Annotated in this window: 21 protein-coding genes and 1 pseudogene; 11 read left to right on the top strand and 11 right to left on the bottom strand. The window is 72.3% G+C overall.

Features of this window, described 5'->3' with window-relative positions; all coding sequences use genetic code 11:
• A complete protein-coding gene (locus ACWCSD_RS12725; protein ID WP_364338263.1) occupies positions 1–1,272 on the top strand; it encodes a thymidine phosphorylase in 1,272 nt (423 codons plus the stop codon).
• A 58-nt stretch (positions 1,273–1,330) separates the two neighbouring features.
• Here the strand turns inward: ACWCSD_RS12725 and ACWCSD_RS12720 are convergent, their stop codons facing one another.
• Complete coding sequence (locus tag ACWCSD_RS12720) at positions 1,331–1,726, bottom strand: MarR family winged helix-turn-helix transcriptional regulator (RefSeq protein ID WP_358282389.1); 396 nt, start codon at positions 1,724–1,726, stop codon at positions 1,331–1,333.
• A gap of 87 nt (positions 1,727–1,813) precedes the next feature.
• Between ACWCSD_RS12720 and ACWCSD_RS12715 the strand changes: the two genes are divergently transcribed.
• Positions 1,814–3,220, top strand: a complete 1,407-nt coding sequence (locus tag ACWCSD_RS12715; protein ID WP_387669075.1) for an MFS transporter — start codon at positions 1,814–1,816, stop codon at positions 3,218–3,220.
• Positions 3,221–3,289: 69 nt separating this feature from the next.
• Here ACWCSD_RS12715 and ACWCSD_RS12710 read toward each other — a convergent pair whose 3' ends face one another.
• Complete coding sequence (locus ACWCSD_RS12710; RefSeq protein ID WP_449914531.1) at positions 3,290–5,092, bottom strand: hypothetical protein; 1,803 nt, start codon at positions 5,090–5,092, stop codon at positions 3,290–3,292.
• A gap of 125 nt (positions 5,093–5,217) precedes the next feature.
• On the opposite strand from ACWCSD_RS12710, the gene ACWCSD_RS12705 reads away from it, so the two are divergent.
• The 4 genes from ACWCSD_RS12705 to ACWCSD_RS12690 all read left to right on the top strand — a co-directional run bounded on the left by ACWCSD_RS12705 (position 5,218) and on the right by ACWCSD_RS12690 (position 8,019).
• The gene (locus tag ACWCSD_RS12705) at positions 5,218–5,820 is read left to right on the top strand and encodes an AMIN-like domain-containing (lipo)protein (protein WP_364338266.1); all 603 of its coding nucleotides are present in this window, start codon (positions 5,218–5,220) and stop codon (positions 5,818–5,820) included.
• A gap of 5 nt (positions 5,821–5,825) precedes the next feature.
• Entirely contained in the window at positions 5,826–6,176 is a 351-nt protein-coding gene (locus ACWCSD_RS12700; RefSeq protein WP_352324870.1) for a cupin domain-containing protein, read from the top strand.
• Between the two features lie 134 nt (positions 6,177–6,310).
• Complete coding sequence (locus ACWCSD_RS12695) at positions 6,311–7,384, top strand: adenosine deaminase (RefSeq protein WP_364338267.1); 1,074 nt, start codon at positions 6,311–6,313, stop codon at positions 7,382–7,384.
• Positions 7,381–8,019 carry a PH domain-containing protein gene (locus tag ACWCSD_RS12690; protein ID WP_387669070.1) on the top strand — a complete coding sequence of 213 codons (639 nt, stop codon included), beginning with the start codon at positions 7,381–7,383 and terminating at the stop codon, positions 8,017–8,019. Before ACWCSD_RS12695 ends, ACWCSD_RS12690 begins: the two co-directional genes overlap by 4 nt.
• Before the next feature lie 61 nt (positions 8,020–8,080).
• Here ACWCSD_RS12690 and ACWCSD_RS12685 read toward each other — a convergent pair whose 3' ends face one another.
• From ACWCSD_RS12685 to ACWCSD_RS12675, 3 genes are read right to left on the bottom strand one after another with little or no spacing between them, the layout of a single operon-like run.
• Positions 8,081–8,809, bottom strand: coding sequence for an enoyl-CoA hydratase/isomerase family protein (locus tag ACWCSD_RS12685; protein ID WP_449914525.1), 729 nt, complete (start codon positions 8,807–8,809; stop codon positions 8,081–8,083).
• A complete protein-coding gene (locus tag ACWCSD_RS12680) occupies positions 8,806–10,293 on the bottom strand; it encodes an AMP-binding protein (RefSeq protein ID WP_449914522.1) in 1,488 nt (495 codons plus the stop codon). Before ACWCSD_RS12680 ends, ACWCSD_RS12685 begins: the two co-directional genes overlap by 4 nt.
• A complete protein-coding gene (locus ACWCSD_RS12675) occupies positions 10,253–10,930 on the bottom strand; it encodes a TetR/AcrR family transcriptional regulator (RefSeq protein WP_397165265.1) in 678 nt (225 codons plus the stop codon). The genes ACWCSD_RS12680 and ACWCSD_RS12675 overlap by 41 nt, the downstream gene beginning before the upstream one ends.
• Before the next feature lie 111 nt (positions 10,931–11,041).
• Between ACWCSD_RS12675 and ACWCSD_RS12670 the strand changes: the two genes are divergently transcribed.
• The 3 genes from ACWCSD_RS12670 to ACWCSD_RS12660 are packed head-to-tail and all read left to right on the top strand — an operon-like array spanning position 11,042 to position 13,292.
• Positions 11,042–11,860 carry a MerR family transcriptional regulator gene (locus ACWCSD_RS12670; protein ID WP_397165266.1) on the top strand — a complete coding sequence of 273 codons (819 nt, stop codon included), beginning with the start codon at positions 11,042–11,044 and terminating at the stop codon, positions 11,858–11,860.
• Entirely contained in the window at positions 11,821–12,792 is a 972-nt protein-coding gene (locus ACWCSD_RS12665; protein ID WP_449914519.1) for an RNA polymerase subunit sigma-70, read from the top strand. Before ACWCSD_RS12670 ends, ACWCSD_RS12665 begins: the two co-directional genes overlap by 40 nt.
• Before the next feature lie 14 nt (positions 12,793–12,806).
• A complete protein-coding gene (locus ACWCSD_RS12660) occupies positions 12,807–13,292 on the top strand; it encodes a GyrI-like domain-containing protein (protein ID WP_397165270.1) in 486 nt (161 codons plus the stop codon).
• Between the two features lie 8 nt (positions 13,293–13,300).
• Here the strand turns inward: ACWCSD_RS12660 and ACWCSD_RS12655 are convergent, their stop codons facing one another.
• A complete protein-coding gene (locus tag ACWCSD_RS12655; protein ID WP_449914517.1) occupies positions 13,301–14,806 on the bottom strand; it encodes an MFS transporter in 1,506 nt (501 codons plus the stop codon).
• Between the two features lie 157 nt (positions 14,807–14,963).
• Between ACWCSD_RS12655 and ACWCSD_RS12650 the strand changes: the two genes are divergently transcribed.
• A complete protein-coding gene (locus tag ACWCSD_RS12650) occupies positions 14,964–15,332 on the top strand; it encodes a YciI family protein (RefSeq protein ID WP_364338275.1) in 369 nt (122 codons plus the stop codon).
• A 34-nt stretch (positions 15,333–15,366) separates the two neighbouring features.
• Here the strand turns inward: ACWCSD_RS12650 and ACWCSD_RS12645 are convergent, their stop codons facing one another.
• The 4 genes from ACWCSD_RS12645 to ACWCSD_RS12630 are packed head-to-tail and all read right to left on the bottom strand — an operon-like array spanning position 15,367 to position 20,137.
• Positions 15,367–17,001 (bottom strand): phospho-sugar mutase, encoded by a 1,635-nt coding sequence (locus tag ACWCSD_RS12645; RefSeq protein ID WP_449914553.1) that lies wholly within the window; start codon positions 16,999–17,001, stop codon positions 15,367–15,369.
• 47 nt (positions 17,002–17,048) lie between these two features.
• Complete coding sequence (locus ACWCSD_RS12640) at positions 17,049–17,852, bottom strand: purine-nucleoside phosphorylase (RefSeq protein WP_352361985.1); 804 nt, start codon at positions 17,850–17,852, stop codon at positions 17,049–17,051.
• 3 nt (positions 17,853–17,855) lie between these two features.
• Complete coding sequence (locus ACWCSD_RS12635; RefSeq protein WP_358282414.1) at positions 17,856–19,160, bottom strand: M20/M25/M40 family metallo-hydrolase; 1,305 nt, start codon at positions 19,158–19,160, stop codon at positions 17,856–17,858.
• The gene (locus ACWCSD_RS12630) at positions 19,157–20,137 is read right to left on the bottom strand and encodes an Lrp/AsnC family transcriptional regulator (RefSeq protein WP_352361981.1); all 981 of its coding nucleotides are present in this window, start codon (positions 20,135–20,137) and stop codon (positions 19,157–19,159) included. Before ACWCSD_RS12630 ends, ACWCSD_RS12635 begins: the two co-directional genes overlap by 4 nt.
• Before the next feature lie 114 nt (positions 20,138–20,251).
• On the opposite strand from ACWCSD_RS12630, the gene ACWCSD_RS12625 reads away from it, so the two are divergent.
• On the top strand, positions 20,252–21,556 hold the full coding sequence (locus ACWCSD_RS12625) for an MFS transporter (RefSeq protein ID WP_397165275.1): 1,305 nt from the start codon (positions 20,252–20,254) through the stop codon (positions 21,554–21,556).
• Here the strand turns inward: ACWCSD_RS12625 and ACWCSD_RS12620 are convergent.
• A pseudogene (locus ACWCSD_RS12620) lies at positions 21,553–21,852 on the bottom strand (gamma-glutamylcyclotransferase); the annotation flags it as partial. The gene ACWCSD_RS12625 and the pseudogene ACWCSD_RS12620 sit on opposite strands and share 4 nt — an antisense overlap.
• Between the last annotated feature and the right edge of the window lie 123 nt (positions 21,853–21,975).

The following is a 21,975-nucleotide window of genomic DNA, read 5'->3' as shown; positions in this document are numbered from 1 at the left end:
ATGGACGCCATCGAGGTCATCCGCGCCAAGCGCGACGGCGGCGAGCTCACCACCGCCCAGATCGACTGGGTGATCGCCGCCTACACCCGCGGTGACGTGGCCGACGAGCAGATGTCCGCCCTGGCCATGGCCATCCTGCTCAACGGCATGAACCGGCGCGAGATCGCCGACTGGACGCAGGCCATGATCCGGTCGGGCGAGCGCATGGACTGGTCGATGCTCGACCGGCCCACGGCCGACAAGCACTCCACGGGCGGCGTCGGCGACAAGATCACGCTGCCGCTGGCGCCGCTGGTGGCGGCGTGCGGGGCGTACGTGCCGCAGCTGTCCGGGCGCGGGCTCGGGCACACCGGCGGCACCCTGGACAAGCTGGAGTCCATCCCGGGCTGGCTGGCCTCGCTCTCCAACGACCAGATGCTGCACGTCCTGCGCACGGCCGGGGCGGTGGTCTGCGCGGCGGGCTCCGGGCTGGCCCCGGCCGACAAGAAGCTCTACGCGCTGCGCGACGTCACCGGCACCGTCGAGTCGATCCCGCTGATCGCGTCGTCGATCATGTCGAAGAAGATCGCCGAGGGCACCGGCTCGCTGGTGCTCGACGTGAAGGTGGGCTCCGGGGCGTTCATGAAGACGACCGAGAGCGCCCGCGAGCTGGCCGAGACCATGGTCGCGCTCGGGAGCGACGCGGGCGTGCGCACGGTCGCCCTGCTGACGGCCATGGACCGGCCGCTCGGCCGGGCGGTGGGCAACGCGCTGGAGGTCGAGGAGTCGATCGAGGTGCTGGCCGGGGGCGGGCCGTCCGACGTGGTCGAGCTGACCGTACGGCTGGCGCGCGAGATGCTGGCGGCGGCCGGGGTCTCCGGCAAGGACCCGGCCGACGCGCTGCGCGACGGCTCGGCCATGGACGCGTGGCGGCGGATGATCTCCGCCCAGGGCGGCAACCCCGACGCGGTCCTGCCGCGGGCGGCCGAGAGCATGACGGTGGCGGCGCCGTCGTCCGGCGTGCTGGCCCACCTCGACGCGTACGCCGTGGGGCTGGCCGCCTGGCGGCTCGGCGCCGGGCGGGCGCGCAAGGAGGACCCGGTGTCGTTCGGGGCCGGGATCGTGCTGCACGCCAAGCCCGGCGACCTGGTGCGCGAGGGCCAGCCGCTGCTGACGCTGCACGCGGACGAGACGGCCAGGTTCGAGCGGGCGCTGGACGCGCTGGACGGCGGCTACGAGGTCGCCGAGTCGGGGCGCGAGCTGCTGCCCCTGGTCATCGACCGCATCGGCTGACCACCGCAAGCACGCGTGCGCGGCGGCCGGACCCTCTGCCCGGGGACGGCCGCCGCCTTCAGGTGGTGACGGCGGGGACTTCGGGCACGTCGGTGAAGACGCCCGCGAGCACCGCGCGCTGCGTGGGCAGCGCCTCGGTGTACCGGGCGCGCCCCTCGTCGGTGATGCAGACGAACACGCCCCGGCGGTCGGAGTCGCACGTGCCGCGGGTGACGAACCCGCTCTTCTCCAGCCTGGCCACGACCCTGGACAGGGCGCTCTGGCTCAGGTGGACCTCTTCGCAGAGCTCCTGGATGCGCAGCTTCCTGTCGTGGTGGACGATCCGGTCGAGCACCTCGAACTCGCTGGGCCCGAGCCCGTGCCGCTCGCCCAGCTCCCGCTCCAGCGCGCACATGGCCTTCGCGTGTTTGGCCAGGACGTAATGCCAGGTCTCGACCACGAACTCCTCGTCCATGTCGCGGAGGTTACCATCTCGGGAAGTTTCATGCAACGACATTAAATGCGCTTGCATTAGATGCTGGTGCATGTATTGTTCTGACTCATGTCCTCTTCCTCATCCCGTTGGGGCGCGCTCGCCGTGCTCTGTGCAGTGATCTTCCTTGACGCCCTTGATGTCTCCATGGTCGGTGTCGCCCTGCCGGCCATCCAGCACGATCTGGGTCTCAGCACGTCTTCCCTGCAGTGGGTGGTCAGCGGCTACGTGCTCGGCTATGGCGGTCTTCTGTTGCTCGGGGGCAGGACCGCCGACCTGCTCGGGCGGCGCAGGGTGTTCCTGGTCGCTCTGGGCGTCTTCGCCGTCGCGTCGTTGCTGGGTGGTGTCGTGGACGACGGGGGCCTGCTGATCGCCGCCCGGTTCGTCAAGGGTGTGGCCGCCGCGTTCACCGCGCCCGCCGCTTTGTCGATCATCACCACCACGTTTCCTGAGGGCCCGGAGCGCAACAAGGCACTGAGCATCTTCACCGCCTGCGGCGCGAGCGGCTACTCGCTCGGCCTCGTGCTCTCCGGCCTGCTGACCGAGATCGGCTGGCGGTGGACGCTCCTCATGCCGGTGCCGGTCGCGGTCATCGCGCTGATCGCCGCGTTGAAGGTGCTGCCGAAGGGCCGGGAGGAGCGCGCCGAGGGCGGCCACGACCTCGTCGGCGCCGTGCTGATCACCGCTTCGATGCTGCTGCTGGTCTTCACCGTCGTGCAGGCTCCCGAGGCCGGTTGGGCCTCGTTCCAGACGATCGGCTCGCTGGTGGCCGTGGCGGTGCTGCTCGGCCTGTTCGTCCTCACCGAGCTGCGGATGAAGCACCCGCTGGTGCGGCTCGGCATCCTGCGCTCGGGCCACATCGTCCGGGCCAACCTGGGGCTGCTCATCCTGATGGGCTCGTACGTGGCCTTCCAGTTCGTGGCCATGCAGTACTTCCAGAACCTGCTCCACTGGTCGGCGCTCGGCACCGCCCTGGCGTTCCTGCCCGCGGGCCTGCTCGTCGCGGTCAGCTCGACCAAGATGGGCGACTTCGCCGACAGGTTCGGCACCGGCAAGCTGATCGTCATCGGCGCCGCGGCCCTGGCCGGCGGTTACGCGATCTTCCTGGGCATCGACGAGACGCCGAGCCTGGGCGGCATGGTGCTCCCCGGCATGGTCCTGCTGGGCATCGCGTTCGCTCTGTCCTTCCCCTCGCTGAACATCCAGGCCACCAACGGTGTGGACGACGACGAACAGGGCCTGGCCTCCGGGCTGCTCAACACCTCCGGCCAGGTCGGCGGCGCGATCGTGCTGGCCGTGGTGACCGCCGTGCTGACCTCGGGCGGCGAGACGCTGTCGATCGGCGCGCTGCGCTCGGCGATCGTGGTCGCGCTGGTGCTGGCCCTGGTCGGGCTGGTGATCTCGGCCACCGGGCTGCGCTCGCGCAAGGCCGCCGCGGTCGAGGCGGAGGACGTGAAGGTCTTCGAGGCCGTCTGACCTCCCTGTGATCGGGAAGAGGGTTCCGCCGGGGGGCGGGGCCCTCTTCCTTTTTCTCCGGGGCCCTCCTCATTTCTCCAGGGCGCCGAGCGGGTCGGAGTAGTCGATCCACTCCGTCGCCGAGTCGCCGAGGTCGGCGCTCTCACCGGTGCGGACGTCCACCTGGACCAGGTGGACGTCCTCCTCGTCCCACAGGCGCACGAGGACCTTGTCGCGGCTCAGCCAGCGCTCCACCCTGATCACTTCGAGGTCGTCGACGTCCAGGCGGGGGCGGGGGCCGGTGACGCGGCCGGTGCGGGCGTCCATGGTGACCAGCCGGTCGTCGGCCGTCACCAGGGCCAGGGAGCGGCCGTCGGGGGCGAGCGCGGCGCCGTGCTCGATGAGGGCGGGGTCGATCCGGAAGCCCTTCGTACGGGCGCCCGCGCCGTCCAGCCTCAGCGTGCTGACGGAGGCGTGGCCGGGGACGGCGGTGGTGTCCCGGCGTTCGGCGACCACCCGCGTGCCGTCGTCGTGGACGGCCAGGATCTCGACGTCCGCGCCGCGGACCGTGCGGGTCGTGCCCGTGCTGAAGTCGAGCACCGCGCTGTCGTCCGCGTCGCCGAAGGACAGCGCGAAGTAGCGGCCGTCCGGGGACGAGCTGATGTGCGCCTCGCCGTCCCCCGCCGTGGCGTCGATGCGCTTGACCACGCCCGTGGGCAGGTCGTGGACCAGGTAACGGCCCTGCGGGTTCTGGTAGAGGAGCCGGTGGCCGTCCTGGCTGAGGGCCAGCGGCATGTACTCGCCGGTGGCGGGGTCGTAGCCGGCCCGCGCGTCCGGCAGCCGCCACTCCTCGCCCGAGCGGGTCGTGAGCACCCACTGGCCACAGGGTTGCGGGTCGCGGGCATCGGCCTCGGCGTCGCGGCAGTAGCCCGGGTAGGCGAAGCGGACCGGGTCGGGGAGCGCGGCGGGCAGCGGGTCGCGGATCTCCTGGGCGGGGGCCCGCGTCCCGGGGGCGAAGGGGGAGCGGTCCGTCGCCTCGTCCATGCGGGCGGCCAGCGCGGACAGCCCCGCGGCGGTCGCCGCGACCATCGCGGCGACCAGGCCGAGGGAGGCGAACGTCCACACCGACGCCCGGATCCTGCGCCGCGCCGTGACCCGGCGCAGCACGGTCTCGGCGAGGTCGGCGAGGCCGGCGCGCGGCATCCCGGCGGCCAGGCCGAGCAGGGCGGCCCGCAGTGCCGGATCCCCGGGCGCGGCGTCGTGGAGGCCCGCCGCAGGGGCGGCGAGCTCGGGAGCGGGGCCGAGCGTCCAGGGGGAGGCAGGTTCGGGAGCGGGGGCGAGCGTCCAGGGGGAGGCGGACGTCGCGCCGTTCCGCGACCGGTCGCCCTGGCGACCCCCGGCCGGGTCCGCCGGGTTCGCGGACGGGTTCGCGGGATCCTCGGGCGGGTTCGCGGGGGCCTTGGTCAGGTCTGCGGGGTTCTCGAACAGGGTCGGGTGGGTGGCGCGGAGCTGGGTGCGGGCTCGTCGCAGTTCGTCGTCCAGCGCGCCGATCCACAGGCCCGTGACCTGGGCCGCGTGCGGCAGGCTCAGCCCGTCGTGGAAGGTGACGACGACGGCCACGCGAGTCCTCGGGGCGAGCCCGGCGAGCAGGTGGCCCTCCGGGACCGGCCAGGGCGCGCCCGTCGCGCCCAGGAACCGTCCGTACAGCTCGCGCAGCACCGCGTCGGCCGGGCGGTGGTAGCGGATCGCGGACCACCGGCGGCAGGACGCGACGAGGGACGCGGTGGCCAGCTCGCGGGCCTTGTCCGCGTCGCCCGTCAGCAGGTAGGCCGTGCGAGCGAAAGAGGGCCCATAAGACGCCAGAAAAGCCGATAAATCGTGGGATTTGCTCACTTGTATGACTCCTTGGAGGTTGATCAGCGTAGAGGCAGTCCCGGCTCCGCGGAAGTGCCCGGGAAACCCCGGGCCGATCCGCCGCCAAGCCGCTTGCAGGCCCGTGGGCTGGGCATCTACCGGGCATGCGCCCGTCATCCCCGGCCGGCGAGCGGTCGTCGCGCCTTCGCCTCGCCGTCCCGCTCGCCTGCCTCGCCGTCCTGACCGCGTGCGGCACCTCCTCGCAGACCGCCCGGCTGGACACCCCCGCGGACACCGGTCCCGGCACCGCCACCCCCCGCAGCGCCCCCTCGGACGTCCCCACCAGCACCGCCGAGGTGGATGTCGAGCGCGACGGCCTCGACCCGGCCGTGGTGACCGGCGTCCGGTACGCGACCCACGACGGTTACGACCGGGTGGTGATCGACCTCAAGGGCGACATCCCCGGCTACAAGGTGAAATGGGTGGACGAATTCCTCCAGGACGGTTCCGGCGAGCCCATGGGCGTCCAGGGCGGCGCGTACCTGCAGCTCACCCTCTTCCCCGCCAACGCGCACGACGACGACGGCTACCCCACCTGGAAGGGCGGGCCCGTCTACCGGGCCGGCCTCAGGAACGTCTCCCACGTCGTCAGGACCGGCGACTTCGAGGGACGCGTGGGCGTCGGCCTGGCGCTCGCCCGCCGGGCCGGCTTCCGGGTGAAGGAGCAGTCCGCGCCGAGCCGGCTGGTGCTCGACGTGGCACACTGAAGCCCGTGGTGAGAAAGATCGAGGGCCCGACCCGCATCCCCGTCCCCGGCGGCAAGATCATCGACGAGCACGTGGGGCGCGTCAACAGCGGCGACGAGCAGGTCTCGATCGCTCACATGACCGCCCCGCCCGGCTGGGCCGAGCCCGCCCAGACCCCGTCGTTCACCGAGTACACCGTGGTCCTGCGCGGCAGCCTGCTCGTCGAGCACGACGGCGGCACGGTCGAGGTCGGCGCGGGCCAGTCGGTGGTGACGTCGCCGGGGGAGAAGGTGCGCTACAGCGTGGGCCCCGACGGCGCCGAGTATGTCGCCGTGTGCCTGCCCGCCTTCACCCCGGAGAGCGCCGGCCGCGACTGACCGCCCGCGACCGACCGGCAGGCCGGCAGGCCGGTCGCGCCGCACGGACGTGCCTCACGGGTGTGCCGGGAGGGTTGTCCACAGGCGGGCGCGACGTGTGCGGCGGCGGAGGAGTGTGCTCATATCATGGCCAGATGAGCCCCACGCTTGACAAGATCCGGCAGGCTCCCAAGGTGTTGTTGCACGATCACCTCGACGGCGGGCTGCGCGCCGAGACGATCGTCGAGCTCGCACGGGAGATCGACTACGGGCGGCTGCCCTCCACCGACCCCGACAATCTGCGCCTCTGGTTCGAGGAGGCCGCCGACTCCGGCTCGCTGGAGCGCTACCTGGAGACCTTCGACCACACGGTCGCGGTCATGCAGACCCGCGAATCCCTGGTCCGGGTGGCCGCCGAGTGCGCCCGCGACCTCGCCGACGACGGCGTGGTCTACGCCGAGGTGCGCTTCGCCCCCGAGCAGCACACCACCATGGGGCTGAGCCTCGACCAGGTGGTGGAGGCGGTGCTCGAAGGGTTCACGCTGGGCTCGCAGGGGCGCGGCATCCGGGTCGGCACGCTGCTGACCGCGATGCGCCACATGGCTCGCTCGATGGAGATCGCCGAGCTGGCCGTCCGCTACCGCGACGTCGGCGTCGTGGGGTTCGACATCGCCGGGGCCGAGGCCGGCTACCCGCCCACCCGGCACCTCGACGCCTTCGAATACCTCCAGCGGGAGAACGCGCACTTCACGATCCACGCCGGCGAGGCGTTCGGGCTGCCGTCGATCTGGCAGGCCATCCAGTGGTGCGGCGCCGACCGGCTGGGCCACGGCGTCCGGATCATCGACGACATCACCGTGGCCGGCGACGGGTCGGCCAAGCTGGGGCGGCTGGCGGCGTACGTGCGCGACAAGCGCATCCCGCTGGAGATGTGCCCCACGTCCAACCTCCAGACCGGGGCCGCCGACTCGATCGCCGAGCACCCCATCGGGCTGCTGCGCAGGCTGCACTTCCGGGTCACCGTCAACACCGACAACCGGCTGATGAGCTCGACGAGCGTGTCCCTTGAGTTCGCCAAGCTGGTCGAGGCGTTCGGCTACGGCTGGGACGACCTGCAGTGGTTCACGGTCAACGCGATGAAGTCGGCCTTCCTGCCGTTCGACGAGCGGCTGGCGTTGATCAACGGCGTGATCAAGCCGGGGTTCGCGCAGATCAAGTGGCAGCCGTGAAACACACCTACCGGTCCAAGACCGGGTTCGTGCTGGGCTGCGCCTGGCTGGTCTTCGTGGCGTTCAACGTGTGGGACCTGACGGCCCACTACAACGGCAAGCCGTCCATGGTGGCGCTGGCCGTGCTCGGGGCGATGACGGCGCTCGTCTACGCGATCGCGGTCCGGCCCGCCACCGTGGTCGGCGAGGAGGGGCTGCTGGCCCGCAACCCGCTGCGCACGACGTTCCTGCCGTGGGCGTCCGTGGGCGAGGTGACGGTCACCCACTCCATCGCGGTCCGTTACGGCGGCGAGGGCGCCGACGAGCAGGTGCTGCGGTTGTGGACGCCCATGAGCAGCGCCAGAGAGCGGTCCAAGGCGCAGCGGCGCGGCGTGCCCAAGCCCCAGCGGGGCGGCGGCCGGTTCCGGGTCGAGGCCACGGTCAGCAAGGCCGAGCAGGCCGCCGCCGAGGCGTTCACCGGCAAGACCCACGCCGACTTCGTGGGCGACCAGATCCGCGACCGCGCCGAGGCCGCCCACCGCCGCGCGGACCCGGCGGCCGCGGCGGCACCGGTCAAGGTCACCTGGTCCTACGACTCGATCGCCGTCCTCGTGGTCGCGGTCGCCCTGATCATCGCCGCCATCGTCATCGCCTGACCGCCCCCGGCCCGAAGGCACGGGCCTAGGGCAGGGTCGGCGAGCCGAAGGGGGTGGCGGGTCAGGGGGTTCGGCGGGTCAGGAAGCGGGTCATGCCGGCCTGGGCCAGGCCCGACTGCTCCACCTGCCGGGCGGCCACGGTCTCGGCCTCGAAGGCGCGCTCGACCTCGGCCAGCGGCGGGCGCAGCAGCCCCAGGTGCACGGCGGTGGCGGTGCCCGGCCGGGTCCAGTGGCGCACCCGCGCGATCGCCGTCTCCACCAGCTCCTCGGGGGGCACGAGCTCGTCCAGCAGCCCGGCCGCCAGCGCGTCGGCGGCGTTCAGCCGGGCCGAGTCCAGCACCAGCCGCAGTGCCCGGCCGCCGGCCAGCCGGAGCAGCAGGTGGCTTGCGGCGTTCGAGATCGACAGGCCGAGGTGGTTCTCGGGGAAGAAGCACTCGGCGGCGGGGGCGCCGATGCGGCTGTCGAAGCAGAGCGTCCACTCGGCGGCGCCGCCGACGGCCAGGCCGTTGACCGCGGCGACCACCGGCACCCGGGTCTCCAGCACGGCCCTGGTCATGTCGTGGAACAGCTCGACCTCCGCCTCCAGCGGCTTGCCCGCCGCCTCGGCGATGTCCTCGCCCGCCGAGAACGCCCGGCCGGCGCCGGTCACCACGATGCCCCTGGCGGTGCGGCCGTGCGCGCGGACGGCCGCGGCCAGGTCCTTGCGCATGCCGGCGGTCAGGGCGTTCAGCTTCTCGGGGCGGGCGAGGGTGATCAGGGCCACCTCGTCGCGTACGGTCACGTCGATCATGCCGGGTCCTCCGTGGGGATGGCGGGGGCGGCGCGCTGGTCGCGGCCGGGGCGGAGCAGGTGGCGCTTCTCGATGCGGGCGGACGGGGTGAGCGTGAACGACTCCACGAACTCCACGTACGCCGGCACCTTGAAGCGGGCCAGGCGTTCCCTGGCGTGGGCGATGACGGCGGCGGCCGTGCCGGCGTCGGCGGCGTGACCGGGGCGGAGCTGGAGGAACGCCTTGGGCAGCTCGCCGAAGAGGTCGTCGGGGATGGGCACCAGGGCCGCGGACAGGACCGCGGGGTGCCCGGCGAGCACGCTCTCGACCTCGGCGCACGAGATGTTCTCACCGCCCCTGCGGACCATGTCCTTCAGCCTCCCGGCGTGCCGGATGCGGCCTCGCGCGTCGCGGACGCCGAGGTCGCCGGTGTGGTACCAGCCGCCGCGGAAGGCGTGCGCGGTGGCCTCGGGGTGGTTCCAGTAGCCGGTCATCATGGGCGTGCCGCGGACCAGGATCTCGCCCGTCTCCTCGTCGAGCCGGACCTCCTTGCCGGGCGGCGGCGTGCCCAGCGCGCCGGTGCCGACGGTGTCGTCGGCGTCCGGGTCGGCCATCAGGTCGCAGCCGCTCTCGGTGGAGCCGTACAGCTCGCGCCAGGGCGCGCCCCAGCGCTCCTCGAACGCGCGGTGCAGGCCGGGCGCGATGCCCGAGCAGAGCACGAGCCGCATCCGGTTGTCGCGGTCGAGGGGGCTCGGCGGCTGCTTGTGCATCAGCAGGGGCATGGTGCCCAGCACGTACGTGAGGGTCGCGCCGTGCTCCCGGACGGCGGGCCAGAAGCCCGAGGCGGAGAAGCGGGGGAGCACCACCTGCGGGATGCCGCCGAGCAGGCAGAGCAGGGTGGTCCACTGCGGGTCCATGTACGAGTACGCCTGGGCGATCAGCAGGACGTCGTCGTCGCGCAGGCGGACGAGGTCGGCGACGACGCAGGCGGTCCTGACCCAGTAGTCGTGGGTGAGCAGGCAGGCTTTGGGGAACCCCGTCGTCCCCGACGTGTACTGAAAATTGGCGACATTGTCCGCGTCGAGGGATATGTCGAGAGGTGGGCCATCCGTCAGCTCGTCCACCAAGTGCACCACGCCCGGCACGCGCGCGGCGTGCTCCGCGCCGGTCAGGGTGGCGACGGCGCCGGAGTCGCGCAGGACGTGCTCCAGATCGGCGGCCTGGTACCGCACGTTCACGGGGACGGTGACCGCCCCCGCCTTCAGGACGGCGAACCAGGTCAACGGCCACCACGGCTCGTTGTCCAGCATGACGGCCACCCGGTCGCCGGGGCGTACCCCCTGGCCGGCCAGCGCGCGGGCCAGACGGTCGGAGACGGCGTCGGCCTCGGCGAAGCTCAGCGAGGCCGCCGGGAGGGCGGGTGAGGAGGCGGGGAAACGGAGGAACTCGCGCTCGCCGTACGTGCTAGCGGCGTGCCTCAGCAGGTCGGGGATCGTGGTGTGCATCCGGCGGCTCCCACGGGAAGACGGGCAGCAGGCGTCGATCGAGGGGCGCCACGACCGGGCCGGCGGCGCGTACGGCGGCCAGGCCGATCGTGACGAACTCCGCGCACACCTGCTCCAGCGTCGAGTCCCCGTCGGGGCGGTACCACTCGCTGGTGCCGGTGCACATGGACATGAGGGCGAGGCGGGTCAGCTTCTGGTCGGCGACGTGGAAGACGCCTTCGGCGACGCCGTCGGCCAGGGCGCTCTTCCAGTGGCTCTCGTAGGCGTCGCGCAGGGCGATGACCTCGGTGTGCGCGGGCGAGCCGGGGGTCAGGGAGCGGAGCTCGCCGTCCATGACGCGGCTGGTCAGGGGGGTGAGCGCGTGCAGGGCGGTGAGCGAGGTGATCAGCAGGGCGAGGCGGTCGGCGGGACGGGTGGCCCCGTCCAGGACGCGGGCGGTCGAGTCGATCAGTCCTTGCAGGCCGGTCCGCATGAGGTCGGCCAGCAGGGCTTCCTTGCTGTGGACGTGGTGGTAGACGCCGGCGTTGGTCAGGTTCACCGCTCTGGCCAGGTCTCTGATGCCGGTGGCGGCGTAGCCCTGCTGGGCGAAGAGCCGCACCGCGGCCGTCCTGATCCGGAGCAGCGGGTCCACGTCCATGGCGACCTAACGAACGTTCGGTTGCTTCTTATGCTGGAAAATACCCCATGTCCCTAGAAATCGCCATAGGTTGACTCTGACACCGTGTGAGCCCCTACTTCTGGACCCGACATGTTCAGCATCGGAGATTTCGCTCGGCTGGGGCTCGTGTCCGTACGCATGCTCCGCCACTACGACGCCATCGGCCTGCTGCGCCCCGCGCACGTGGACCCGCTCACCGGTTACCGGTCCTACCAGGCCGCGCAACTGGCCAGACTCAACCGGATCGTCGCCATCAAGGACCTCGGCTTCACGCTGGAACAGGTCCGGACGATCCTGGACGAGAAGGTCAGCACCGAGGAGCTGCACGGCATGGTACGGCTGCGCCGCGCCCAGCTGGAGGCGCAGATCAACGCCGACCTGGCCAGGCTGCGCGGCGTCGAGGCGAGACTCCGCAGCATCGAGACGGAGGGGCACATGAGAACCGCGGAAGTCGTGCTGAAGAAGATCGACCCGGTCCGGGTCGCGCAGCTCAGCGCCAGGGCGGCCAGCTACGAGGGCGAGGACGTCGGCCCGGTGATCGGGCCGCTGTTCGAGGAGATCTGCGCCCGCGTGGAGCGGGCGGACGTCCGGGTGGCCGGCCCCGGCCTGGCCTACTACCGCCAGGAGGACGACGGCTCGGTCATGGTCCACGCCTGCCTGCCGGTCAACGTGGACCCCGATCCCCGCCACGACTTCGAGATCAGGGACCTGCCCGCGATCGGCACGGCGGCCACGATCATCCACCACGGCCCGATGGAGGCCGTCGGACCGACCTTCCAGGCCTTGGCCCACTGGATCGAGGAGAACGGCTACCGCTCGCTCGCCCTGGCGAGAGAGGTGTCGCTGCACTGCCCGCAGGACCGCGCGGAATGGGTGCACGAGCTGCAGATCGAGGTGGCCCCGGCCTAGTGGAGGCGAGCGAGCTGGAACACCACCGGGTCGAGCTGACCGGCTACTGCTACCGGATGCTCGGCTCGGGCTTCGAGGCCGAGGACGCGGTGCAGGAGGCGTTCGTCAGGGCGTGGCGCACGTACGAGCCCGGGCGGGGGCCGTTGCGCCCGTGGTTGTTCCGGCTCGCCACGTCCGTCTGCCTGGACATGCTGCGCGGGCCGCAGCGGCGGGCGCGGGCGATGGACCTCGGGCCGGCGGCGCGTCCCGGTGACCCGCTCGGCGATCCGCTGCCGGGGGACGCCTGGGTGTGGCCGGTGCCCGACGGGCGCGTGTTGCCGGCCGACCCGGCGGAGCTGGCGGTGGCCAGGGAGAGCGTGCGGCTGGCGTTCGTGGCCGCGCTGCAACGGCTGCCGCCGCGCCAGCGGGCCGTGCTCATCCTGCGCGACGTGCTGAAGTGGCGGGCCGCCGAGGTGGCGGACCTGCTGGGGACGAGCGTCGCGTCCGTGAACGGCGCGTTGCAACGGGCCCGCGCCCGGCTCCCGGCGGTCGCCCCGGAGGACGCCGCGGAGGACGCCGCGGTGGACGGCAGGCTGCTCGACCGCTACGTCGCCGCCTTCGAGCGGTACGACGTGGCCGCGCTGGTCTCGCTGCTGCACGAGGACGCGACGATGTCGATGCCGCCGTTCGCGTGGTGGCTGCGCGGCCGGGAGGCGGTCAGGGCGGTCCTGTCGGCCGCCGGAGCGCCCTGCGCGAACGACCGCCTGCTGCCGGCTCGGGCGAACGGCGCGCCCGCCTTCGCCCAGTACCGGGACGGGGAGGCGTTCGCCCTGGTAGTCCTGGAGATCGGCGGCGGAGTCGTCACCGGCGTGACCACCTTTCTCGATCCCCGGCTCGTGCCGTCCTTCGGCCTGCCGATGAGTTTCGGACAGCCGCTCCGTACCGACAGGTGAAGGAGGACAGACACATGCCACAGATCGTCGAACTTCCCGAGCGTCCCTACCTCGGGATCAGGAAGACCGTCACGATGACCAGCTTCGGTCTCGTCGGAGACCGGATCGCGGAGATGATCGGCTGGCTCGCCGAGCGCGGGCACACGATGGCCGGAGCCCCGTTCTTCCGGTACCACAGCATCGACCTGCCGCAGGACCGGCTGGTGGTGGAGGCGGGCGTGCCCGTCACCGAGCCTGTGGAGGGCGAGGGCGAGTTCCACGCGGGCACGCTGCCCGCGGGCCGTTTCGTCACCGAGTCCCACCACGGCCACCCCGACCAGCTCTCCGGCGTCATCGAGTCGGTGCTGACGTGGGCCGCCGAGCAGGGCCTGACCTGGGACCTGACCGAGAAGGACGGCATCGAGCACTGGGGCTGCCGGCTGGAGCTCTACCAGACGGACCCGCGGATCGAGCCCGACCTGAACAACTGGGACATCGACCTGCAGTTCCGCCTGGCCTGAGCCGGCCCTCACGCCGCGTTCGCGCGGGGCAGCAGCGAGGTCAGCAGCGCGGCCAGCACGAACAGGGCCGCGCCCGCCAGGCCGATCGCCACGATCCCGCTGAAGAACGCGGCGTGACTGGCCGCCAGCAGCTCGGCGGCCCGCGCCGGGGCGAGCGTTCCGGCCACGGCCGCCGCGCCCGCCAGGGTCTCCCTGGCCGCGTCGGGCACGTGCGCGGGCAGGGCGTGGTGGTAGACGGCCGCGGCGACCGTGCCGAGCAGGGCCAGGCCGAGCGTCCCGCCCAGGAAGTTGCCCGACTCGGCCAGCGAGGCCGCCGACCCGGCTTTCTCGGGCGGCACCGAGCCGACCACGATCCCCGTGCCCAGGGCGAACAGCGGGCCGGTGCCCAGCGCCAGCACGGTGATGGCGGTGATCACCACCGGCAGCCCGGCCTCGGCCTGCGTGAGCAGCGCCGCCCCGGCGGCCGACAGCGTCAGGCCGCCCATGACGGCGGCGCGGGGGGCGACGCGGCGGGTCAGGGCCGGGGTCAGCGTGGTGCCCAGCGCGACGCCGAGCCCCATGGGCGCGAACCACAGCGCCGACTGCGCCGGGGTGTACCCCAGCACCGACTGCAGGTACTGGGTGACCAGGAGCCCGGTGCCCGCCATGGCGATGCCCGCCAGCACGAGCGCGGTCAGGATCAGGGTGAGCGGACGCTGGGCGAACAGGCGCAGGTTGAGCAGGGGAGCGTCGAGCGTGAGCTGCCGCCGTACGAACGCCGCCCCGAACGCGAGACCGGCCGCGATCGCGGCGAGCGGCGCGCCGGGCCCGGCCGACGCCGACGAGGCGGCCAGCTCCTTGACGCCCCAGACCACCGGCAGGATCGCCAGCATCGACAGCGCGACGCTGGCCAGGTCCATGCGTCCGCCGTCCGGGTCGCGGAACTCCGGCAGCAGCAGCACGCCGCCCACCAGCAGCACCGCGATCACGGGGACGGCCATCAGGAACACCGACCCCCACCAGAAGTGCTCCAGCAGCAGCCCGCCGACGACCGGCCCGAGCGCGGCCCCGGCGAACTGGCAGGTGGCCCAGACGGCGATGGCCGTGCCGCGCTGCCGGGCGTCGCGGAACATGTTCGTGATGAGCGCGAGCGTGGAGGGCATGAGCGTGGCGCCGGCGACGCCCAGCACCGTACGGGCGGCGATCAGCATGGCGGGGCTGGCCGCGTACGCCGCCACGAGGGAGGCGACGCCGAAGGCCGCCGCGCCGGTCAGCAGCAGCCGGCGGCGGCCGATGCGGTCGCCGAGGCCGCCCATCGTGATCACCAGCCCGGCGACCATGAACCCGTAGATGTCGATGATCCACAACTGCTGGACGGCGGTCGCCCCCAGCTCCACGCTCAGCCGGGGCAGCGCCAGGAACAGCGCGTTGATGTCGACCGCGACGAGCAGGGTGGGCAGGGCGAGCACCGCCAGCCCGGCCCATTCGCGCCGCCCGGCCCTGGGCTCGGCGGCGGTCTCGGTGAGATGCGGCATGTCGGGAGCCTCCTGGTGTCGTCCGTTTCACCAGGAGGTCGGAGCCCGGCTCGCGCGCTCGACGTGCTTTCCGGAAAAGTTTCGCGGGGCATGTCGAGAGGGACGCGCCGGCTCCGACCCCAGCACGACGGAACTCGCCCGACCACGAGGAGAGACGATGAAGTTTCTGTTGATCATGCAGGTGAACCAGCAGGTCATGGACACCCTGAGCGAGGAGCAGCGCGAACTGATCATGAGCGGCCACGGCGCGTTCATGAAGACGATCCAGGAGTCCGGCGAGATGATCGGCACGCAGGCGCTCGGCGACCCGTCCACCAGCGCCGTCGTCCGCACCCGCAACGGCCTGCCGGCCGTGACCGACGGCCCCTTCCTGGAGGCCAAGGAGTACATGGGCGGCTACTACATCGTCGACTGCGAGAGCCGCGAGCGGGCGATCGAGCTGGCCGGGATGATCCCCGACAGCAAGATCGAGGGCCTGGCGATCGAGGTCCGGCCGATCATGTTCTCGGCGGGCGCCGACATGTGACCGGGCGGTGGGCCCGCGGCGCGGGCCCACCGGTCTACAGGCCCAGGCAGGCGGTCAGGTCGGCCTTGAGGCCGTCGAGGTCGCGGGCGGCCGACGCGCGCGCCTGCGCCACCTCGCCGGTCACCGGCACCACGACCTCCAGGTAGCACTTCAGCTTGGGCTCGGTGCCCGACGGGCGGACCACGACGCGCCCGCCGTCCGACAGGTGGAAGCGCAGGCCCTCGGTCGGGGGCAGGCCGCCGTCGCCGCGGCTCAGGTCGTCCACGGCCTCGACCGTGTGGTCGCCCAGCGTGGCGGGCGGGGCGGCGCGCAGGCGGTCCATCGCGCCGGAGATCAGCGACAGGTCGGCGACCCGGAAGCTGAGCTGGGACGTCGCGTGCAGGCCGTACCGGACGGCCTGGTCGTCGAGCAGGTCGAGCAGCGTGCGGCCGGCGCGCTTGGCGGCGGCGGCGACGGCGGCCACGGTCAGGGCCGCGCCGATGCCGTCCTTGTCGTGGACCGGCAGGCCGGCGTCGGAGCCGACGCAGTAGCCGATGGCCTCCTCGTAGCCGAAGACCAGGCCCTCGCCCGCCTTGACGATCCACTTGAACCCGGTCAGCGTCTCGCCGTAGCGCACGCCGTGGGCCTGCGCGATCTTGCTCAGCAGGGTCGAGGAGACGATCGTGGTGGCCACCAGCCGGTCGCCGGTGGTGTGCGTGATCACGTGCTCGGCCAGCAGGCCGCCGACCTCGTCGCCGGTCAGCATGCGGCACGTGCCGTCGGGCAGCGGCACGCCGACCGCGCACCGGTCGGCGTCGGGGTCGTTGGCCAGCACCAGGTCGGAGCCGAGCTTGGCGGCCAGCGCGACCGCCAGGTCCATCGCGCCCGGCTCCTCCGGGTTGGGGAAGGCCACCGTCGGGAAGTCGGGATCGGGGTTGCGCTGCTCCTCCACGGCCATCGGCGTCTCGAAGCCCGCCGCGAGGAAGGCCCCCGTCAGCGTCCCCGAGCCCACCCCGTGCAGCGGCGTGTACGCCACCCGCAGCTCGCGCGCCTGGCCCAGCGGCAGGGCGGTCACCGCGTCGATGTAGTCGTCGACGATGTCCTCGCCCAGCTCGGTGAGCGTGCCCGGACCGTCGAGAGGGAGCTGGTCGACCCGGCCCACCGCGTCGATGGCGGCCGAGATCTCCCGGTCGACCGGCGGCACGATCTGCGAGCCGTCACCCCAGTAGACCTTGTAGCCGTTGTCCCTGGGCGGGTTGTGGCTGGCGGTGACCGTCACGCCCGCGTCGGCCCCGAGATGGCGCACGGCGAAGGCCAGCACCGGCGTGGGCAGCGGGCGCGGCAGCAACGAGACGTGCAGCCCCGCGCCGGTCAGGACGGCGGCGGTGTCCCTGGCGAACACGTCGGACTTGTGCCGGGCGTCGTAGCCGATCACGACGTGCTTGCCGGCGCCGAGCACGCCGGCCAGGCCGGCGGCGGCGCGCATGACGGTGACCCGGTTCATCCGGTTGGGGCCCGCGCCCAGCTCGCCGCGCAGGCCGGCGGTGCCGAACTCCAGCTTGGCCTGGAACCGCTCGCGAAGGGCGGGCAGGTCGTCGTCCTCCAGGAGGTCGGACAGCTCGGCCCGGGTGTCGGGGTCGGGATCCTGGGCCAGCCACTGGCGGGCGCGGCGCAGCAGGTCGGCGTCCACGGGCGGGAGCGGGACGTCCCCGTCGGCCTCCGGCGGGATGCCGGCGGTCACAGGCGGTCCACCACCTTGGCCAGCAGCACGCCCATGCGGGCGGCCGTGGCGCGGCCCACCTCCAGGACCTCCTCGTGGTTGAGCGGCTCGCCGGACAGGCCCGCCCCCGGGTTGGTGACCAGGGAGACGCCGAGCACCTCCAGGTTCGCCTCGCGGGCGGCGATGGCCTCCAGCACGGTGGACATGCCCACCAGGTCGCCGCCGAGCGTGCGCAACATCCGGATCTCCGCCGGCGTCTCGTACGTCGGGCCGCGGAAGGCCACGTAGACGCCGTCGGCCAGGGTCGGGTCGATCTCGCGGACCAGGGCGCGCAGGCGGCGCGAGTAGACCTCGGTGAGGTCGATGAAGGTGGTGCCGGTGATCGGGTTGGCGCCGGTCAGGTTGATGTGGTCGCTGATCAGCACCGGGTCGCCGACGTTCTGGGTCTCCGGCCGCAGGCCGCCCGCCGCGTTGGTCAGCACGACCGTGCGCACCCCCGCCGCGGCCGCCGTGCGCACGCCGTGGACGACCGCGTCGACGCCGAGGCCCTCGTACAGGTGCGTGCGGCCGAGGAAGACCAGCGCGTGCCGCCCGGACGGCGTGCGCACGACGCGGATCTTGCCGCCGTGCCCGGCCACGGCGGGGGCGCGGAAGCCGGGCAGATCGGTGAACGGGATCTCGGCCACGGTCTGCCCGATCGCGTCGGCGGCGGGGACCCACCCCGACCCCATGACGAGGGCCACGTCGAAGGTGTCGAGGCCGGCCGCGCCGGTCAGGGCGGCGGCGGCTTCTGCGGCCAGGGTGTATGCGTCGTTGCTCACATCTCAGTAGTTTAGGAGCAGCCTGTCCAGAACCCGCACCCCGAACTGCAGCGCGTCCACCGGCACCCGCTCGTCCACGCCGTGGAACATCGAGGCGAAGTCCATGTCGCCGGGCAGCCGCAGCGGCACGAACCCGAACCCGCGCACGCCCAGGTCGGCGAAGAAGGTCTTGTTGTCGGTGCCGCCCGACATGCAGTACGGCACCGCCCGCGCGGTCGGGTCCTCGGCCTTCAGCGCCGCGATCATCGACTCGACCAGCGCGCCGTCGAACGTCGTCTCCAGCGCGATGTCGTGGTGCACGAACTCGCGGCGCACGTTCGGCCCGATCAGCGAGTCGACGGTCTTGAAGAACTCCTCCTCGAAGCCGGGCAGGAAACGCCCGTCCACGACGGCCGTGGCCTGGCCGGGGATGACGTTCGACTTGTAGCCGGCGTCGAGCTGGGTCGGGTTGGTGGTGTGGCGCAGCGTCGCGCCGACGAACCGCACCAGCGGGCCGAGCTTGTCCAGCAGCGGGGCCGGGTCGTCCTCGTCGAACGGCAGGCCGAAGGCGTCGGCGACCTCGGTGAGGAACTGGCGCACGGTCGGCGTGTAGGTGAGCGGCCACTCGTGCCCGCCGAGCCGGGCCACGGCCTTGGCGACCTCGGTGACCGCGTTGTCGGAGTTGAGCATCGAGCCGTGCCCGGCGGTGCCGTCGGCGACCAGCTTCATCCAGGCCAGGCCCTTCTGGGCGGTCTCGATCAGGTACAGCCGCAGCGACGGGTCGACCTCCAGCGAGTAGCCGCCGACCTCGCTGATGGACTCGGTCACGCCCTCGAACAGCTCGCGGTTGTTGGCCGTGAGGTACTTGGCGCCGTACACGCCGCCGGCCTCCTCGTCGGCGACCCAGGCGAAGACGATGTCGCGGCGCGGACGGCGTCCCTCGCGCTTCATCTGGCGCAGCACGGCCAGCATCATCGCGTCCATGTCCTTCATGTCCACGGCGCCGCGGCCCCAGATGTAGCCGTCCTTGACCTCGCCGGCGAACGGGTCGACCGACCAGTCGGCGGCGTTGGCGGGCACCACGTCGAGGTGGCCGTGGACGAGCAGCGCGGGCAGCGACGGGTCGGTGCCCTCGACGCGGGTGACCACGTTGCCGCGGCCCGGCTCGCTCTCGACGTACGTCGCCTCGATGCCGACCTCGTCCAGCCTGGCCATGACGACCTCGGCCGCGGCCCGCTCGCCGGGGCCGCTGCCGTCCCCGTAGTTGCTGCTGTCGACGCGGATCAGCTCCACGCACAGGTCGGCGACTTCGTTCTCGGCAGGTGTCATGGCGTCTTCTCCAGGGTGAGCAGTCCGGACTTGTGGAGGTGACCGCGCTTGTACGCGCGGGTGATGAGGGTCAGATCGCTGTCGGTGATCTCGTCGAGCCGGCCGAGCACGTCGGTCATGAAACGATAGAGGTCCGCCTCGTGGGCCACCGCCACCTGCACGATGAGGGAGTGGGTGCCCGAGGTGGCGGCGCAGTAACGCACGTTGGGGTGCTCGGCCAGGCGCCGGCCGGTCTCGCCCAGCCCGTACGGCCGCACCTTCAGCCAGAGCATGGCCTCGACCTCCAGCCCGAGCAGCGCGGGCTCGACCTCGGCGCGCGGCAGCAGTAACCGGCGGTCGATGAGCGAGCCGACCCGCCGGCGCGCGGTCGGCACGGACAGGTCGAGCCGTTCGGCGATCGTGGTGAAGGCGGCCCGGCCGTCGGCCGCCAGCAGCTCGGCGATCTCCTTCTCCAGCGGCGACAGGCCGTCTTCGTCGGGCAGGTCGGGGGGCGGCGGCGCGGGGCGCAGCTCGGCCACCTCCCGCTCGGTGAGGAAGGGCGCGTGCCACTCGGCCACGGTGGTGAACGTGTGCAGCACGACCTGGGTCTGCGTCTGGAGCACGCCGTCGATCTCGCTGATGTCGTGGGCCAGGATGGTGTGCAGATCCTGCCGGGACGGCGGCACCAGCTCGCAGGCCAGGTCGGCGGCCCCCGTCAGCGCGTAGACCGACCGCGTGTCGCGCCGGTCGGTGAGCGATCTGGCCACCTGGGCCGCCGTGCCGGGCCGCACCTGGACGTGCAGGTGCGCGGGGCGGCCGTGGCCGGTGCGCAGGTCGTCGTAGATCGCGGTGACGCGGACGACGCCGTCGGCGATGAGCCGCTGGAGCCGGCGGGCGACCGTGCGTTCGTGCTCGCCGACCGCCCTGCCGATCTCGCCCCACGAGGCCCGCGGGCTCACCTGCAGCGCGGCCACGAGCCGCCGGTCGAGAACGTCCACCTGCAACCGCTTCCGTGTCGGGTTTGTAAATAATTGCCCAGACATTTGACTGTTTCGGTCTTCCGAATGCACAGTAAGCCATCACTCCACGTGTCAGCAAAAGGAGCACATGCCGTGTCGACCTCCCCCGTCGTGCAATCGCCGCTCGGCATACCGAAGAGCAGGGTCCGTCAGCTCATGGCGGCCAGCATCGGCAACGTGGTCGAGTGGTACGACTGGTACGCCTACACCTTCCTGGCCACGGTCTTCTCGGCGCAGATCTTCCCCGACAGCTCCGGCAACAGCCTGGTGCCGCTGCTGAGCTCGTTCGCGGTGTTCGCGGTGGGCTTCTTCATGCGGCCCCTGGGCGGCCTGCTGGTGGGCGCGTTCGCCGACCGGTACGGCCGCAAGTCCGCGATGACCTTCACCATCATCCTGATGGGCGGCGGCTCGCTGCTGCTCGGCCTGACCCCCACCTACGAGGCCGTGGGCCTGCTGTCGCCGGTCATCCTGACGCTGGCCCGGCTGATCCAGGGCCTGTCCGTGGGCGGTGAGTTCGCCGCCGCCACCACGTTCCTCGTCGAGTCGGCCCCGCCGCGCCGCCGCGGCCTGTTCTCCTCCTTCCAGTACGTCAGCACCACCATCGGCCAGCTCATCGCCTCCGGCCTGGCCGCGGTGCTCACCTCGACGCTGGTCAAGGAGGACATGAGCTCCTACGGCTGGCGCATCCCGTTCCTGGTGGGCGCGCTGCTCAGCCTGGTGGGCCTGTGGATCCGCAAGGGCGCCGACGAGACCTCGGCCGTCGCGGAGGAGATCCAGCGGGGCGAGGTCAAGCGGCCGGGCATGTTCGAGTTCCTCAAGCTCCATCCGAAGTCCGCGCTCACCATCGTCGGCATCACGATCGCCGGCACCGTCGCGTACTACACCTGGACCAGCTTCCTGCCCACCTACGCGCAGATCACGGTCTCGTTCGACAAGGCCGAGTCGCTCCAGGTCGGCACGATCTCGCTGGTGTTCTTCATGCTGCTGCAGCCGCTGCTCGGCCTGCTGTCGGACAAGATCGGGCGCAAGCCGATGCTGATCGCGTTCGGGCTCGGCTTCCTGATCCTGCCGGTGCCGCTGCTCGGCCTGCTCACCGACTCCTTCGCCAGCCTGCTCGTCGTGCAGATGATCGGCATGGTGTTCCTGGGCTGCTTCACCTCGGTCTCGGCCGCGGTGAACTCGGAGCTGTTCCCGACCCGGGTGCGGGCGGCGGGGGCCGGGTTCCCGTACTCGCTGACCGTGGCGATCTTCGGCGGCACCGCGCCGCTGATCGGCACCGCGCTGCAGAAGGCCGGCAACCCCGGGATGTTCCCGTGGTACATGTCCGCCCTGGCGCTGATCTCCACGCTCGTGTACGTCTTCGTGCTGCGCGAGACCAAGGACGAGCCGCTCCGCTAGGGCGCCGAGGTGCAGGGGCGCTCCCGAAGCTCCTTGACGTAGTCGTCGGGGGCGCCCGCGCGCTCGGCCGCGTCGGCCAGGTTGCACAGGTAGCGGGCCGAGGGCAGGCCGCCCTCGTAGCCGTCGAGCACGTAGAACCAGGCGACGACCTCGCCGTCGAGGGTCTGCACCCGCAGCCGCACCTTGTGGTAGGCCCCGCGGACCGCGCCCTCCCACTGGTCGAGCGAGGTCTCCTCCCACTCGGGCACGTCGTAGAGCACGACGAAGACGTGCTCGTCGGGGTCCTCCACGATGGTGGCGAGCGAGCTCTCCCACTTGCTGTCGCCCGGCTGACCGCGCCGTGCAGCTCGGAGACGCCGTTGACGCGCTGGGCCAGGCGCATGCCCATGACGGCCATGTTGAAGCGGCCGGGCTCGGCC

The organism is Nonomuraea sp. NPDC001684 (assembly GCF_053596515.1).
Note: the sequence above shows the minus strand (reverse complement) of the source record. Positions and strands in the feature narration are given on the sequence as shown.

Bases quoted from the DNA above. Each gene is read 5' to 3' on its own strand.
- ACWCSD_RS12725 (WP_364338263.1), top strand. From the start codon at position 1: ATGGACGCCATCGAGGTCATCCGCGCCAAGCGCGACGGCGGCGAGCTC.
- ACWCSD_RS12720 (WP_358282389.1), bottom strand. From the start codon at position 1,726: ATGGACGAGGAGTTCGTGGTCGAGACCTGGCATTACGTCCTGGCCAAA.
- ACWCSD_RS12715 (WP_387669075.1), top strand. From the start codon at position 1,814: ATGTCCTCTTCCTCATCCCGTTGGGGCGCGCTCGCCGTGCTCTGTGCA.
- ACWCSD_RS12705 (WP_364338266.1), top strand. From the start codon at position 5,218: ATGCGCCCGTCATCCCCGGCCGGCGAGCGGTCGTCGCGCCTTCGCCTC.
- ACWCSD_RS12695 (WP_364338267.1), top strand. From the start codon at position 6,311: ATGAGCCCCACGCTTGACAAGATCCGGCAGGCTCCCAAGGTGTTGTTG.
- ACWCSD_RS12685 (WP_449914525.1), bottom strand. From the start codon at position 8,809: ATGATCGACGTGACCGTACGCGACGAGGTGGCCCTGATCACCCTCGCC.
- ACWCSD_RS12680 (WP_449914522.1), bottom strand. From the start codon at position 10,293: ATGCACACCACGATCCCCGACCTGCTGAGGCACGCCGCTAGCACGTAC.
- ACWCSD_RS12675 (WP_397165265.1), bottom strand. From the start codon at position 10,930: ATGGACGTGGACCCGCTGCTCCGGATCAGGACGGCCGCGGTGCGGCTC.
- ACWCSD_RS12670 (WP_397165266.1), top strand. From the start codon at position 11,042: ATGTTCAGCATCGGAGATTTCGCTCGGCTGGGGCTCGTGTCCGTACGC.
- ACWCSD_RS12665 (WP_449914519.1), top strand. From the start codon at position 11,821: ATGGGTGCACGAGCTGCAGATCGAGGTGGCCCCGGCCTAGTGGAGGCG.
- ACWCSD_RS12660 (WP_397165270.1), top strand. From the start codon at position 12,807: ATGCCACAGATCGTCGAACTTCCCGAGCGTCCCTACCTCGGGATCAGG.
- ACWCSD_RS12655 (WP_449914517.1), bottom strand. From the start codon at position 14,806: ATGCCGCATCTCACCGAGACCGCCGCCGAGCCCAGGGCCGGGCGGCGC.
- ACWCSD_RS12650 (WP_364338275.1), top strand. From the start codon at position 14,964: ATGAAGTTTCTGTTGATCATGCAGGTGAACCAGCAGGTCATGGACACC.
- ACWCSD_RS12635 (WP_358282414.1), bottom strand. From the start codon at position 19,160: ATGACACCTGCCGAGAACGAAGTCGCCGACCTGTGCGTGGAGCTGATC.